Source organism: Bacillus sp. 7_6_55CFAA_CT2, assembly GCF_000238655.1.
In the GTDB taxonomy this organism is placed as follows: Bacteria; Bacillota; Bacilli; order Bacillales; family Bacillaceae_G; genus Bacillus_A; species Bacillus_A cereus.
The window spans coordinates 245,280-261,025 of record NZ_JH414709.1 but is presented as its reverse complement, the minus strand read 5'-3'; the positions used below and the strand labels follow the sequence as shown (position 1 = coordinate 261,025).

The following is a 15,746-nucleotide window of genomic DNA, read 5'->3' as shown; positions in this document are numbered from 1 at the left end:
CCCCGTTCCGCCTCCTGGGTTTCCTCCGGTTCCGTTGTCTGTTCCCGTTCCGCCTCCTGGATTTCCTCCGGTTCCGTTGTCTGTTCCCGTTCCGCCTCCTGGGTTTCCTCCGGTTCCGTTGTCTGTTCCCGTTCCGCCTCCTGGATTTCCTCCGGTTCCGTTGTCTTTCCCTGTTGTGTTTTCCATTTTTTTAATAATAGGTTTTTTAGCACTGTGTACTAACGGCATTATGCCATACTGTGATTTATGAACCACATTTTCCACCTTGCTATTTTCCGTTTGTGTTCCTTTATCTTCTTTGTTAGGTTTTTCTTTTTCAGGACTAGTTTCTTTTTTATGAGTCCCACTCAATTCCCACTGCCACATTACAGGAGAGAAAACATCTATATTGATGTTTGGATCTTTTAACTTCACATTCAGATTAATTTTTATATCCCCTTCATTACGGGGAGGTATAGTGATTTCTCCGTTTTTCTCCAGAAACATACTTGTGTAATCCACATCATCAATCTTCAAAGCTTCTGTACTTCCATATAGTTCAAACTCTTCCGGAATACTTATCTTCAAAATTTGCGGAGATTCCATTTTAATTACTTTCGCAGTATCACTAAATGTAATTCCCTCTGTATAAAGTCTATCCTTTACTTCTTTAATAGCGTTTCCTAAAGATATTTTATTTACAGGATCATAATAAAAATTATTTTCTTTATTATATTTTTTTGTAAATTGAATTACATTTTGCAGTTGTAATTTCGTTGTATCTGGCAAATCACTTTGACCGATTTCTTCCATGTTTAAACTAGGTAATTTCGCAATTAAATTCTCGATTTGTTTCTTTATTCGAGCATCTGGTTGTTTCATTAATGTATTTATGAAGATTTCTTGCTTTCCATCATTCGACATAGATTGCTTTAACTTCTTAATTACCGTCTCTTGAATATCACTTTCTAACTTTCCTGCAAGTTCTGTATCATATTCAGATACTTGTTTTTTTACATCTGCTAAATATTTTTGAATCGCTGCAGCATCAGTTAAAATATTCGGTTCTTTCTCTGAAAACGTAAATTGATTTGAAATAATTTTATTAGCGGATTCCAATGCACTTAATTGCTTTAAAGCATCGCCTGTATTCATATCATTCATATATTGATTAAATTGATTTGTGAAATTATTCGCTAATAAATTGTTATCAGTTTGCATTTTTTGAAAGTTATTAAAACCATCTAAGTACGTACTGTTAGATTTATTCCCTTCATCTAACGCTTGACCGAAACCTTTTAAAACATCCTGAAATCCTTTGAAACTATTAACAGAAACACCTGTATAATCTTGTACTGTTTTAAATTGATTTGTGTAATTTGCTAACGGACTATGTATATCTTTTTTATACATAGTTGTTTGAACGTTTCCTTTTTCAATTATTTTACCTATATTATCTTGTGCACCTTGTAGCTTACCGATAATACTCGCAAAATAAACGTCGATTATTTGCTTATTGAAATCTTCTAAAATAACAGAAGCTGTATTTTCTGCCTCAGCTTTCAAATCCTTATTCCCAGTTGCATTTACTTTGTAGTTTAACGTTAATTTCTCTGGAATCTCTGAATCAATCGCAACTGCCTTCCTAGAAAAATCATTTGGAATAACAATCATCATATTGTAATTATTATTTTTCAATCCATTTTCCGCTACCCCGCGGCTAACTACGTACCATTCTTGTTTCGTATTTTTATTTACATTTTTAACAAATTGATCTCCAAACGCTATTTTATTGCCCTCAAATACAGTGCCCTGATCTTCATTTACCAACGCAACTGTCATTTTTGGTGTAGTATTCTCATTAGCTTTCTTAACATTTTGATTTAATGCTAAATAGGAGACCCCTGTTGATAGTACAAGAGCTAAAATAATAAACAACAAGATGCTCCATTTGAACTTTTTCACTACTTATCACTCCTGCGACTGCGAGTCTATCTAATGAAAGACTTCGTATCTTACTCTAGTTTTAAAGTAATTTAGCCATACAACGTATGGTTGCATGGCTAAATTATATATTTCTTTTTATCTGTCTTATTGTAGACCGAAATTACGAGAAAGATCTTCGTCATGTCTAGCAACAGCTTCTGCAGTTTTATTAAGCTGCATATTAATTTCTTGTAATAGCTGTGCGAAGTTTTGTACTTTTGGCTTTAATTGATTGAACTGTTGGTCAAAACCTTCGAAAGCACGACCTTCCCATTCTCCTCTTAATTCATTTTGTAAGTTTTGTAGTTGACGTAAAATGTCCTCAATTTGATTTGCACCTTGTCCATATCGAGTCGCTTTCGATTTAAGCTCCTCTGGTGACATACGAATTTGTCCTGCCATTATTAAATCCCCCTTAAAATTTAAAAATAGTAAAATTAACCAATAATCAATTCTACAAATTGATTATATCAATAATTTAAAGATTTCTAAACAAAAAAATGATATTTTTCCAAAATTTCTCTTTTACTATAATAACGATATATTGTATAATACTAATTTATTTGTTTTTTAAGCACACTCTATAAATCTACTATAAAATAAAGGCAAACCATCTATTTTATACTTATTCGCTTTAAATTCCAGCGATAAAATAGCCACTAAATCATTATTTTCTCTTCTCTCATTCAGACTATTCTACTCACTTCAAAGTCATAATTACCTGCCTTTCAACAAACCCAAACTCTTCGTACATCTCTTTTGCAAAATTCCCAGCAAATACATTCAACCGAATTTCTAAATACTTCTCCTTTAATTCCTTAATACCAGCTTCCATCAGTTCTCGCGATAATCCTCTCCCGCGATATTCTGGGAAAACGTACAATTCATATATAAATCCAAGTTTTTCACGAGAAAAATAGTCTGTATTTTCCCCTATTAATATCCATCCCATTACTTTATTTTTTTCTTTAACGATTAAATAGTATGCTCCTTTTTCTACAATCGGCTTTGTAATTTCAATCGCTTTCTCGGTACTTAATTGACAATTGCCTCTCGTCCCTTCAAAAAGCGATTGAGCCGCACATTTTAATATTTCATTGGTATCTTCTTGATTCGCCTTAATTATCATTTTTACAACTCCCCTTGAATAATAGGCATTGCTATCGCTTGTTCAAGATTCTCCGCTTCCATAACAATTGCTGTTAATCCGTGTTCTGTACTTGTTTCATGGAGCTCTCCCTTTTCCCAAAACACAGCTTGTCCCGCCTCTATCTTTATCTTTTCTTTATTTACCCCACATACATATCCAGCTCCTTCCACAATAAGAAGCAGTTGAGATACAACTGCTTCATGATTACCGATGATTCCATTCTCGTGTAAATGCATAGCACCAATATGTATATTTCCTCGATGGTTTAATATTTTCGACATGATGAAATTAGATTGAAATACTGATAGGTGCTTTCCTACTTTTTCACTAAAATCAAAAATTTTCATTACTAGTTCTCCTTATACGTATAAAACCATCCTTACTGTCTGCATCATATGCCCTTCAAAGTCTTCTTCAAATTGCTCTAATTCAGCAAAACCTTTCGCTTCATAAAAGCGTTTTCCTTTTTCATTTGCTGCTTCTACATGTATGTACAATTTCCGTATCCCATTTAATGCTTTAATTCCTTTTTGTAATAAGGCACTTCCGATTCCTTTTCCTTGCTGATCTGGTAACAAATAAATCGCACCTAATTCCGCTTCATTTTGTAGTCTAACAGGTGAAAAGTTCGCAAACCCTATTACTTCTCCTTCTTCTTCCGCAACGAATAAATGCGTATTTTTAAGACGATATTTCATTTTTTCATCAGAATATGCCTCGTCTAAAAAACTATCTTGAATTTCTCTCGGAATAATGCCTTCATATGTATCATGCCAAGCTATTTTTGCTACTGATTGTACAGCATGAATATCTTCTTGCTTCATTTCTCTAATTATATATGTCATCTCGATGTCTCCATTCTCTTTAAATTATATTCTGCTAATATACTAGAAGAAATGGCAGAACCATTTTCATAATTCACCTTAATTAATTTTAATTTCTCAATTGAAGCTGTTACAAAATCAAATTTCTCATAAATATATTCCATTACACTTAAAAACTGCTTTGTATGTAATCTATTTGCAATTGTACAATGCGGAACCCATTTTCCCGGTACGTAATATGAATTTGGGTTGTCATGAAAAGTTTTAAAATAATCATGATAAGAATAATGAAGTTTTAACAATTCATCAGTAACGGTCGGCGCTAGAAAGACCGTTCCATTAGTAGTAAAAATTCCAACAGAAGGAAAAGTTACTGCGTCCATATTTTCTTGAATAGCTACAAACTTCCCTAGTTTCTCAGTATACAAATGGACATCTAACTCATTATAATCCGCAATCGTTATATGAGGTTCTACTCCAGCTAATTGATTTGTTCCAATTACATTTGTTAATTCATTTTGCAATTCTGTAATTTTATTAGTAAACACACGATCAAATGTAGCAATAATAGCGTACAATCTTTCTCACCCCTTCATTACACATAGTGCTTCCCATTCTTCACGAATCATGCCCATTCGAATAGAATCATAGTATGTTCCGTTATAATAACGACACTTTCGCATTCTACCTTCTAAGCTCATTCCTATTTTCTCCGCTACTTTCATCATTCGTTCATTGCCAGACCAAGTCGTGATTCCTACTCTACCAATCTCCATTTTTTCAAATAGCAAATCTCTATATAATGTCAATGTTTCTGTACCGTATCCACCATTCCAGTATGTTGGGTCATAAATCACAAGCCCCATCTCTAACCAACGCGTCGGTTTGTATTCCCAATAAAACCCGACTGTCCCAATGATTTGACCGTTATTTTCTATAATTAAATTTGACAGTGGTTCTTCTTTCAAACGAGTTTGCATCTTCTCTTTATAGGAAGAGTATTCTTGCATTGAGAACGGGAAATATGGCGCATCCCATTTCTTCCATTCTGGGCTTTCTTCTTTAAATATGATATTCCATAATGTTTTTATATCCGATTCTTCTATTGTACGAATTGTAACTTTCTTCCCCTTTAATACAACGTTTTGCATAATTCCCTCCTGCATTCCTCTTTATTTCATATATAATTATAATATTTTTTCAGAAAAATCAAAACTAATATCATTTATTATATTGTATAATTTTGTTATTAGATACCAATTATTGATTTAGAAAGCTGGTGATTCAGTGAAGAATCGATTTAGTATTGCTTTATTTCTCACTATTGTTACGACAAATATTATTCTATATTTCTTCTTACCATCAAATATTGTTACGAAATGGGACTTTAATGGAACGCCTACATCAACAATGGATAAAAGCACTTTTGTAATCGTAAATATAATTATATGTTCCTTCTTATTCTTTGTATTTTTAGCTTTATCTAAAGCAGCGAGTAACCAGAAATTTCTCCATTGGATCGGCAACACAATGTTACTATTCTTATTTTTTGTCGATATTGTCATCGCCCTCATCGCTCTTGGCTTTTCACTTCCTCTTGATCATTTCATATTTTTAGCATTAGGGCTTTTATTTATATTAATAGGTTATTTCAGTTCCAAAATTGATACGACTAAATCAACCGTTTCATTAGAATGGAATGATAAGTACCTTGAAAAAAGAGCTTCAAATATTAGTAGTATTTCAATGATGATAGCAGGTATTTTTTTAGCGATACTTCCTTTTATCGTTTCTGCTCCCTATAGAGGTTATGGCATACTAGCAATTCTTTTAGGAATGACGCTTATCATTCTGCCAAGTACGATTTATTTACTTATTAAAGACAGCAAGCAATCTACTCCTTTAAAAAAATAGGAGGTTATATCCCTCCTATTTCAGCTTAATGTTTTATTTTTCACTTTTTCTATCTCAACTAAAATCCCTTTCTCTATCCAACCCTCTACGCCATCTTTTTTAATTAAATCATATCCTGAACAGCTATCATCAATGAGAGAAACGATATCTCCCTTCCTAACGCTTATTTGCGCACAAGAAATATCGGTTTTCACTGTATATTCACCTGACTTAAGTTGTTTCATATATTCATTTTTTACAGTGAGCACATTATTCGTTTCCTTTTGTTTACATACGGTGTAATCTTGCATCTTCTCGATAGGCTCTATGTAATAATACGGATATGTCACTCCGCCCTGCATTTCTGAATTCGCATTAAAATCCGCTATTACTTCGTACTCTGGAAAATAGTCTACATATGTATAAGAAAACGTATCGCCCGTTTGTTTCCTCTGAATAATAAATACGTTTAATTGCCCTGCTTCTTTAATTGCATTTCCTCCATCAATTGCAATAATTTTTTTCTCCTTATCAATAACTGGATTATTAGACGGTGCTTCTTCAGAATAGTTCACGACAGGCCAATGACCGACTATTACATACTTATTTGCTTTATGTGATTGATTGAAAAACTCCGGCATTGCTATCGCATTTTTGCGCTCAGTTTCTTTCCAATCTACTCTATCTTCTAGACCGGCATGCACAAAAATATAATCTTCTGTTTCAATCGCCGTTGGCAACTCTGTTAGCCAATATAGTTCTTGTGAAAATTCACTTAACAATGCTTCTTTCACTTCACGAATTGAAGTGCCCTCATTAACTGAAAAACCCAATTGCTCTAGCCATTCATTAAAAATTGAATGCTTCCTCGTACATAAATAATTAATAAGACCAGGATTTTCATTTAGAAGAGCATCAACTAAAACTTCACAATTCCCTTCAACAACGTGAACCTTTGAATTGTTCTTTACAAGATTCATAACGTAGTTTACTACGCCTACGCTATCTCGTCCTTTCTCGCAAAGATCTCCATTAATAATTAAATAATCTTCATCTTTAAAGTTAACTTTATGTAGTGCTTCTTTTAAAAGATTTAATTCTCCATGAATATCCGATATGACGATAACTCTAGCATCATTAGGGATTGATAGTTTCTTTATTTTTTTCAAGTATAAGCGCTCCAATCATTCTCTTTATTAAATTAAAACTATTCGACAAAATACACTATATAACCTTTTCAAATACATATACCATAACTTACAACCTATTTACGGTTTAATAATAACTTAAAAAAGAAGAAGGAGCTGTTCCCAACTTTTGCGGGACAACTTCTTCTTATTTTTTATAATTCTTTATGAAAAGAATAACTCACCTTATCATACCCTTCTCTTTCATAAAAACGATGAGCATCAATTCTTGAAAATGCTGACGTGAGGACGATAGACTCACATTCGTTTTCCTTTCCCCAGTTCTCTATATACGAAAGTAATACTTTCCCATGTCCTTTTGAACGATGTGCTTCTGCTGTTACAAGGTCATATACGAAAACGTGTTTCTTATTATAAAAGTTCGTACAAATCGCTACACCTGCAAGGCTAACAACTTCATCATTCTCATTACGCAGCGAAAATAGTTTATAATTTTCTTCTTTCATATTTCGAAATAAAGAGCTTGTTTCCTCTTTTGAAAGTTTCATTCGTAATTGCTGTAAAACAGGTAATACTTCATGTAATTGCTCTTCTGTTACTACTTCTTTAACATTCATTTTTAACTCTCCCTTAACTATTTAAATAATTTTCTAAATGTTATATCATTATTATAGAAAGTAACTGCCCTTTACTTAAGTGGCAGTTTAAGTGTTTTTTATAAGGCCAGTTTTAAAGGAGAGTTTTATATGGATTTTACTATCCCATTGCAATTACAAAGTAACACACCTATTTACTTGCAAATTTACGAATATATAAAAGCTGAAATTATACAAGGGACTATTTCTGTTGGCACACGTCTACCCTCACACAGAAATTTAGCATCACAACTTAATATTAGCCGCATTACTGTTGAATCAGCTTATCAACAATTATTAGCTGAAGGTTATGTAGAAAGTAAACCGAAACGTGGTATTTTTGTAGCAAATTTCGATATTGACGTTATCCCAAATAAAAAGCGAAATGCAGCAAAGAAGACGAGCAATTTGATAGACGAAAAATTTGAATATGATTGTAGCCAAGGACTTATTGATCAAAATGCATTTCCGATTACAAATTGGAAACGAGCATTACAAGAATCCATACTTACATACGAAAATGCACTATTTGCCAAAGAAGACCCTCAAGGTGAATTCGCTCTTCGAGAGCATATATCAACATATTTATATCATTCTCGCGGTGTCCATTCTTCACCTGATCAAATTGTGATTGGCGCCGGAACGCAGCCACTTCTCTGGCTACTACTTCAACTGCTTGGTCCTACAAAAGAATACGGCATTGAAAACCCTGGATTTCACCGTATACACGCAATCAATTAAAAGCTGTGATAGACAAATTCATCCCATACCATTGGATGAAAAAGGTATTGATATTTCTAGTTTATACAATACAAATTCCAATGTCGCATACGTTACACCATCACACCAATTTCCACTCGGGATTATTATGCCTTTATCTAGAAGATTAGAATTGTTAAAGTGGGCTAATGATTGCAGCGGATACATTATTGAAGATGACTATGACGGAGAGTTTCGCTACGCTGGTAAGCCGATTCCTTCTTTACAAAGTCTTGATTCAAATGAACGCGTTATTTATATGGGAACTTTCTCAAAATCTTTTTTACCTTCTTTACGAATGGGATATGTTGTTTTACCACCACACCTTTTAAAAACGTATCAAGAACTGCATGGAATTTTCAAACAAACAGTCGCTACAATACAACAACTTGCTTTTGCTAACTTTATACAAAGCGGGAATTGGGAACGTCACCTTAATCGGAGTCGTACACTATATAAAAGAAAACATCATGCGTTAGTAAAATCCATTATGAAAGAAATGGGGGCTAATGTTCAAATTCTTGGCGAACAGTCCGGACTTCATATTGTTTTATGTGTCCATAACAGTATGAATGAAAATGAACTGATTGAATCCGCTAAAAAACAAAGCGTTAAATTATACCCACTTTCTCCATATGATTTCGTGAATGATTTACGTAAGGAATCATACGTATTACTCGGCTTTGGTAGTATTCCAGAAAATAAAATTGAAACGTTGGCTACATTATTAAAAGACGCTTGGTTTCCTAGTTGCAAGGAAACTTTTTAACAGTGGATTTAATTTGTAACATGTTAACAATTCAACAAAATAAAAAAGAAGGCTGTGCCAAAATAACTTTTTGGACAGCCTTCTTCTAGTTATTCACCTGACCTAGCTTTCCTTCCCGGACGTTTCACACCAGTCGTTTCTGTTGAATAGGAAGCTTCGATTATAGCGGCTGGATCTACAGAGAGAACGAGATCTTTCATTTTCGGATAAATGAATCGGTTTGTAATGCAATAAATGATTCTCTTATGCTCCCCTAAAAAACCACCTTCTCCATGTAGATACGTAACAGATAGTTGCAATTCTTTCATAAGTAAATCGCCTATTTCTTTATTCTTACCAGAAATAATCATAACGCTCTTACCTTGATTAATACCATCTAATATAAAATCAATCATCTTCGTAACAATATAGAAAATTGCTAATGAGAACATCGCTTGTTCGATTGAAAATAAAATGGCAACAAAGATGAAAATAACTGCATTTACTGCAAGTAAAAATGTACTAATCGGTACATTAAAGTGTTTATTCATCCAAACTGCTAACATTTCCGAACCGTCAATTGCTCCACCCATTTTAACAACAATCCCAACACCAATTCCAAACAGTACTCCACCATAAAGTACAATTAATAACTCAGAAGTCGTAATTGCTGGAAATGGTTTTAAATAAATTAATCCGAGTGTTGTAACTACATTCGCATAAGATGTACGGATAAAAAATTTCTTTCCCATTACTTTTGCAGTAAATAATAAAATTGGGATATTAATTCCTAAGAACACACCATAAAGCGGCAATCCTGCGACTTTATTTGCCATAATAGCAATAGCCGTTACCCCGCCATCTACTAATCCATTAGGTGCTAAAATAAGCTCTAATGAACCTGCTACTATAATTGAGCCAATTGTTAATAATACGTATTCAAATACTTTCTTCATTCATTACCCCCAAAACTTATATATTTTCTTAGTATTATTTTAACGTAATTTTACTACTAATTCAAAGGTATCGATTTATATACACAAAAGTTTCTCCTTTATCGCTATTTTTATGTAACACATGGAACGCGTAATACTAAAAACACACTTACAAATTAAAAGTAAGTGTGTTTTTAACATCTATTTAATCTTTACGTACGGCTTCATTTTTAATTTGAATATTTCCTCAACTGCCCTTTGATATCCACCGGCATTTCTAAGCGACTCTCCCACTTTACGACTATTCTCCTTAAACGTCACATCATCCATTACTTTCTTTACAGTCTCACGTAACAATTCAGAAGTTAACTCGTTGCGATTAAGTCTTATTCCTGCCCCTACTTCAGTCAATCGTTTTGCAACGAATGGCTGATCTCCTGTTACCGGAATTACAACTAATGGAACACCGTAATATAACGCTTCACTCGAACTATTCATACCACCATGTGTCACGAATACATCAGCATGCTGTAAAACTTCTAATTGCGGGACATAATTATACAACTTAAAGTTTTTCGGGATATTTTCAAATTGACTTATATTTATCTTCTTACCAACGACTAATACGACTGTCGCATCAACATCTTTAAACGCTTCAAAACATTTTTCATACAAAGCAGGTTGTTCATTAAAAACTGTTCCCATAGAAATGAAAATCACTTTTTCATTTTTTAAATCTTCGGTAGGAAAACTCCCCACTTCTTTTCGAGTAGCAATTGATGGACCTACAAATTTATACGATTGATCAAATACCTCTGAACGTGGCTGATATTCTTTTGAAGTATATACAATCGTAATATCACCAGGATGGTTCATAATATCATACATACTATTACATTTCATTCCATACTGCTTATTCCATCTTTCCATTCCCGCTAAACAAGATTGATATAATGGATCCATTTCATCTACTTGTCTCGATTCTTGCTCATCATGAAAATTAATGTACTGATTAACAGCAAACGTTGTACAGGATGAAACGCTTGGTAATTGTAAAATATTCGCTATAATACGTCCTACTGGAAAATGATTATCATATATTAAATAATCATATTTTTCCTCTTTTGTTTCTTCTACAATTTGAGTAACAATACGCTCTGATGCTTCAATCATATGAGATAGCATCGTCAAAGGGCTCCCACCTTCATTTACTCGTTCCATAATATTAATTTGAGAGAGAAAATTCTCAAACACTCGGAATTCCGCACCTGTTGCTTCAACCTTCTTTCTATAATCTTCAATACAATAAGAAACAACTGTTTCCCCTCGCTGAATTAACTCACTTACAACAGCTAAAGTTGGATTAATATGACCTTCCCCAGGAAAATTTATTACGAGTACATTTGCCATAACATTCTCTCCTATCCAATTAATATAATAAAATTAACAATTAATTATATTAATTAATTTAAGTCTATTATAAATGAATGCATTCTACTTCTTCATGCTTTTCTCTTCATTTTATTATTGAGAAATATTTTCTATAGTCTACATTATTGTGATTTACAATCTTATAAATGAATGCTTAATTTTACTTTTACTCTTCATAGATTTAAAGATACGAGTCTTACATTCAAGTATTACCACCATTATTTTTAGACAATTCATACAAAAATAGAGAAATATAATATTTTTAATGAGTTTTCACTATAAATGTAAGTATGCTGTCTATCTTTTTATCTTTATCCTCATAACACATCATCTGTTATATAATGAATTTATGGAATTTACAGAAAAAGGAGTCTTTTCATGTTACAACAACTATTCAATTCACCTATTCTATCCGTTCAAGCCTTGCACCCAGGTTATGAGGATCATGCAAGTGATGTTTTTCTCGTTCAAACAGAAGATACAGAAGTTATCGTTCGTGCTTCTAAAATGAATGAAGAACCAAATAATGATTTTTGGTGGGGATGTAAAAATCTATTTGGAATTGATCCAAGGAACGTCCATCATTTAGAAACTGTACATACATTGCTGCAAGAACATACGAATCTTCCTATCCCAACAATATTAGAAAAACATGTTTTAAATAGCCGTGAATTTGTGGTGGTCGAAAAGTTAGTAGGTAACACAGTTCAATCTTTTATCGAGCAACCAGATTCTATTTTATTCAGCCTAGGAAAAGGACTTGCAGAAATACATAAATTTAAAGCCGATTTCATAGGAAATCCGTCAGGCACGTTCCAAGTTCCACTAGATGAATTCCAATCACATATTTTAAACGTGAGTAAAGAGCTTGTGAATATGTTTTATTCCGATGATGAAAGCATAAAAAATGCATTCCCTACCTTTGAATCACAACTTTCTTCCCTGTCCGTACCAAAGGAATCTACACTCGTCTTAATTGATATGGATCCTACTCAATTTTTATCTGACGGTACAACTATTACGGGTTTAGTAGATAGTGAAGCTTACGCTGTTGCTCCGCGAGAACTTGATTTTATCGGACTAGAATATGTACTTACCGAAAAAGAAGCACATGCCTTTAAAAGTGGTTACGAAACAATTATGTCTATTCCTCACTTAGAAGAATATAGACAGCCTTATCGTTATTTATACCGACTGTTATCTGTGCAAGGTAATGTGGAATTAAAGGAATGGTTAAGTCACCCATCCTATTTTTAAATACGAATGAGAGGGATTATGAAATGGATATTCAGAAAAAGCGTTCTGTAACAGAAAGTGAAATACAACAAATGAAGGATTTGGCTTATATTTGCGGGCAACAAGACAATCTTGATTACTCTTCAGATTTACATATCAACTTTTTAAAAAATCGAAATGAAGATTATATAAACGATTTTCTTCTTTATAACGGTACTCAATTAATTGGCGCTTTAAATATGTATGATTTCGAAAGACCAACAAAGCTTGAACTAATAGGCTTTGTACATCCTCATTTTAGAAAACAACGTTTCGGAACTATCCTTTTACAAACTGCAATGAAAGAAATACAAAATAGAGAGACAGATGAAGCTCTTCTTATTATTAATGGGGATTCTATGTCTGGGAATGAATTTGTAAAACATATGAAGTTACCATATTTATATAGTGAATATAGTATGGAGTTCAAAACAAACGAAATTCAAAAAACAACAGATAATAATATACAGCTTACTCTTGCAACTTCAGAATCACTTCTTGATCTTATTGAAATTTCTAGTAAAGCTTTTGGTGATTCAGTAGAAAATACGGCTACATGGTTACAAAAAATGATGACTTCACCTTCTCATCAAGTTTACAGTGCCCTTATTGCTGAAAAAGTGATAGGAACAATTACAGTTTCTAAACAAGAGCAATCTACTACACTATCAGGATTCGCCGTTCATCCTTCTTATCAAGGTAAAGGATACGGAAAAGATATTCTTTGTAATATAGTACATACTCTTATTACAGAAGGAGTTTCAACAATTGAGTTAGACGTCGAAACGAAAAATATCCACGCTTTAAAACTATATACACAATGTGGTTTTGAAATTAACACGAGGCATGACTATTATAATTTAATGAATTTTTAGGTGAATACATATGTTAAAAAAACAATTTATTTTAATTATGATATTTTAGCAGACATCTATAATAAACATTGGGGACATTTTGTTGAATACTCCTATCCAGCCTCGTTTTACAAGATGCTCTTCCCTACTCTCGTATATTAGATTTTTGTTGCGGGACTGGTCATCTCTGCCGGTGATAGTTTAATTTAGATGAACTAAAAAGTGTGTTTCACAAAGTTTACTCCGTATTACATAACGAGGGTATATTCGCATTTGATATGAATAAAAAAACTGAATCGAAATGATTCAGTTTTTTCTTAATATATTTACAATTGCAATTGTTTCGTCATTTTCTTTATAGACACGCGGAATTCTTCTATCTAGCATACATGTAACTTCATAGTTTATTGTACCTAACATATCCGCTATTTCTTCTACTGCGATATTTTCTTCACCTTGTTTACCGTAGAATACTACTTCGTCTCCTACTTGTACTGGCATCGCTTTTGAAACATCCAACATTAACTGATCCATACAAACACGGCCAATAACAGGTACTCGAACCCCGTTAATTAACGCATAGCCTTTATTAGATAATTGACGATTATAACCATCAGCATAACCAATTGGTACAGTCGCAATCCATTCTTCACCAGTTGTTACATACGTATTACCATAACTTACACCACGATTCTTCTTCGCATGTTTAATATGAGCTACTTTTGATTTTAACGACAACGCAGGCTGTAAAGAAACGACTGAATGATCCACTTCTTTTGATGGATACATACCGTACACTCCTATTCCAACGCGTACCATATTTTGAAATGTGTTACTTAATTCCATTGATCCCGCACTATTTGAACTATGAATATATGGTATTTGAATTCCTAATTCTTTCGCTGTATTAACAGCCTTTTCAAATAAACTTGTTTGCATATTCGTATATGATTTATCGATTTCATCTGCCGTAGAGTAATGCGTAAATATCCCTACTACCTCTACATACTCCATACGGTTTAATTCTTCTAAAAATGGTTTAACTTCTTCTTCTTGTAAACCGATACGACTCATTCCTGTATCAATTTTCACTTGAATTTGTACTTTCTTTTGAAGACGGTTTGCAATTTCATTTATACCATGTAAATCTTCTACTCTATAAACAGTCATCATAACGTCATATTGAATTACATCTTCTACAGCCGCTACTGGTGTGTATCCTAAAATTAAAATTGGCACAGTAATTCCTGCTTCTCTTAATTCTATTGCTTCATCTACAAATGCAACTGCAAGTTGATGTATTCCCGCTTCAATTGCAGCTTTGGCAACTTCAACTGCCCCATGGCCATACCCATTCGCTTTTACAGCAGCCATCATCTTAATTTCTTCATCATTTACATGTTTTTTAAATTCTTTTACATTATGTTTTACAGCATTTAAGTCAATTTCTACAATTGTATCTCTTCCATATTTCAAACTCATTGGTCTAACTCCTAACTCAATAATTGCATTCCATTCTATTTCACGTTTCATATGACCTTTTACAATATAATACTTTTCATTATGCTAGTCAAACTACTAGAATTTTCGGAATTTTGAGTATGATATAATATCCTCAAGAAACTATTATATACGGAGACGAGGAGAATTACAATGTTTGTTCAATCTGCATTGCATCAACTAAAAGTTGCTATTGATACTTCTATTTATATGCTTAACCAATATAGTGAAAACGATTTAAAAATACAACCGATTCACTCAAAACGATCATTATTTGAAATGTGTGCACATCTTTCTCTTATTTGTCATGCTGATTTACTCATTTTAAATGGTATTTCAGAAAAAGAATTACATACCTTTTATATAGAACATACACCCGTAACAGTTGCTCACATGCAACAAACGATGATTGAAGGATACAACCTTCTCTCTAAAACATTTCTTTCCTACTCCCAAATAGAATTAGCAGAAGTTATGACTGCCTATTGGGGGATTTCTTATTCGCGCTTTGAATGGTTACTTGAAATCGTTACACACTTTTATCATCATCGTGGACAAATTCATATTTTATTATGCGAGCATATGAAAGATCCTCGCATTCCTTTATTTGAGTGATTTTCCACTCATTC

The 15,746-nt window shown here is 33.1% G+C and carries 16 protein-coding genes and 2 pseudogenes; 6 read left to right on the top strand and 12 right to left on the bottom strand.

Annotated elements, in window-relative coordinates:
* The 7 genes from esaA to HMPREF1014_RS10440 form a co-directional block, all read right to left on the bottom strand.
* Window positions 1-1,944, bottom strand: a 1,944-nt coding sequence (gene esaA, locus HMPREF1014_RS10470) for a type VII secretion protein EsaA (RefSeq protein WP_000713828.1), incomplete at its 3' end; no start/stop codon positions are given.
* A gap of 126 nt (window positions 1,945-2,070) precedes the next feature.
* Window positions 2,071-2,367, bottom strand: a complete 297-nt coding sequence (locus HMPREF1014_RS10465; RefSeq protein ID WP_000918601.1) for a WXG100 family type VII secretion target — start codon at window positions 2,365-2,367, stop codon at window positions 2,071-2,073.
* 298 nt (window positions 2,368-2,665) lie between these two features.
* The gene (locus HMPREF1014_RS10460) at window positions 2,666-3,094 is read right to left on the bottom strand and encodes a GNAT family N-acetyltransferase (protein ID WP_000584232.1); all 429 of its coding nucleotides are present in this window, start codon (window positions 3,092-3,094) and stop codon (window positions 2,666-2,668) included.
* Window positions 3,095-3,096: 2 nt separating this feature from the next.
* Window positions 3,097-3,462 carry a cupin domain-containing protein gene (locus HMPREF1014_RS10455; protein ID WP_000688075.1) on the bottom strand — a complete coding sequence of 122 codons (366 nt, stop codon included), beginning with the start codon at window positions 3,460-3,462 and terminating at the stop codon, window positions 3,097-3,099.
* A 12-nt stretch (window positions 3,463-3,474) separates the two neighbouring features.
* Window positions 3,475-3,960, bottom strand: coding sequence for a GNAT family N-acetyltransferase (locus tag HMPREF1014_RS10450; RefSeq protein ID WP_000221048.1), 486 nt, complete (start codon window positions 3,958-3,960; stop codon window positions 3,475-3,477).
* The gene (locus HMPREF1014_RS10445) at window positions 3,957-4,517 is read right to left on the bottom strand and encodes a 2'-5' RNA ligase family protein (protein WP_000270889.1); all 561 of its coding nucleotides are present in this window, start codon (window positions 4,515-4,517) and stop codon (window positions 3,957-3,959) included. The genes HMPREF1014_RS10450 and HMPREF1014_RS10445 overlap by 4 nt, the downstream gene beginning before the upstream one ends.
* A 6-nt stretch (window positions 4,518-4,523) precedes the next feature.
* A complete protein-coding gene (locus HMPREF1014_RS10440; protein WP_001181855.1) occupies window positions 4,524-5,090 on the bottom strand; it encodes a GNAT family N-acetyltransferase in 567 nt (188 codons plus the stop codon).
* Window positions 5,091-5,226: 136 nt separating this feature from the next.
* On the opposite strand from HMPREF1014_RS10440, the gene HMPREF1014_RS10435 reads away from it, so the two are divergent.
* A complete protein-coding gene (locus tag HMPREF1014_RS10435; protein ID WP_009326850.1) occupies window positions 5,227-5,853 on the top strand; it encodes a DUF1648 domain-containing protein in 627 nt (208 codons plus the stop codon).
* 20 nt (window positions 5,854-5,873) lie between these two features.
* Here the strand turns inward: HMPREF1014_RS10435 and HMPREF1014_RS10430 are convergent, their stop codons facing one another.
* Both HMPREF1014_RS10430 and HMPREF1014_RS10425 read right to left on the bottom strand, forming a co-directional pair.
* Entirely contained in the window at window positions 5,874-7,001 is a 1,128-nt protein-coding gene (locus HMPREF1014_RS10430; protein ID WP_000721387.1) for a metallophosphoesterase, read from the bottom strand.
* Window positions 7,002-7,174: 173 nt separating this feature from the next.
* Window positions 7,175-7,597, bottom strand: coding sequence for a GNAT family N-acetyltransferase (locus tag HMPREF1014_RS10425; protein ID WP_001101110.1), 423 nt, complete (start codon window positions 7,595-7,597; stop codon window positions 7,175-7,177).
* A gap of 129 nt (window positions 7,598-7,726) precedes the next feature.
* On the opposite strand from HMPREF1014_RS10425, the pseudogene pdxR reads away from it, so the two are divergent.
* Window positions 7,727-9,143 (top strand): annotated as a pseudogene (pdxR, locus tag HMPREF1014_RS10420) (MocR-like pyridoxine biosynthesis transcription factor PdxR).
* Between the two features lie 89 nt (window positions 9,144-9,232).
* Here the strand turns inward: pdxR and HMPREF1014_RS10415 are convergent.
* Both HMPREF1014_RS10415 and HMPREF1014_RS10410 read right to left on the bottom strand, forming a co-directional pair.
* A complete protein-coding gene (locus HMPREF1014_RS10415; protein WP_000755125.1) occupies window positions 9,233-10,078 on the bottom strand; it encodes a YitT family protein in 846 nt (281 codons plus the stop codon).
* 180 nt (window positions 10,079-10,258) lie between these two features.
* Entirely contained in the window at window positions 10,259-11,467 is a 1,209-nt protein-coding gene (locus HMPREF1014_RS10410; protein ID WP_000024495.1) for a novobiocin/fidaxomicin glycosyltransferase Ngt-1, read from the bottom strand.
* A gap of 399 nt (window positions 11,468-11,866) precedes the next feature.
* On the opposite strand from HMPREF1014_RS10410, the gene HMPREF1014_RS10405 reads away from it, so the two are divergent.
* The 3 genes and pseudogenes from HMPREF1014_RS10405 to HMPREF1014_RS32075 form a co-directional block, all read left to right on the top strand.
* A complete protein-coding gene (locus HMPREF1014_RS10405) occupies window positions 11,867-12,745 on the top strand; it encodes a hypothetical protein (protein ID WP_000941373.1) in 879 nt (292 codons plus the stop codon).
* Window positions 12,746-12,768: 23 nt separating this feature from the next.
* Window positions 12,769-13,638, top strand: a complete 870-nt coding sequence (locus tag HMPREF1014_RS10400; RefSeq protein WP_000354426.1) for a GNAT family N-acetyltransferase — start codon at window positions 12,769-12,771, stop codon at window positions 13,636-13,638.
* A pseudogene (locus HMPREF1014_RS32075) lies at window positions 13,639-13,901 on the top strand (class I SAM-dependent methyltransferase); the annotation flags it as partial.
* Window positions 13,902-13,923: 22 nt separating this feature from the next.
* Here HMPREF1014_RS32075 and alr read toward each other — a convergent pair.
* Window positions 13,924-15,099: an alanine racemase gene (gene alr, locus HMPREF1014_RS10395; protein ID WP_043307431.1), complete on the bottom strand. Its 1,176-nt coding sequence runs from the start codon at window positions 15,097-15,099 to the stop codon at window positions 13,924-13,926.
* A gap of 171 nt (window positions 15,100-15,270) precedes the next feature.
* Between alr and HMPREF1014_RS10390 the strand changes: the two genes are divergently transcribed.
* Entirely contained in the window at window positions 15,271-15,732 is a 462-nt protein-coding gene (locus HMPREF1014_RS10390) for a DinB family protein (protein ID WP_000498003.1), read from the top strand.
* Window positions 15,733-15,746: the final 14 nt, after the last annotated feature.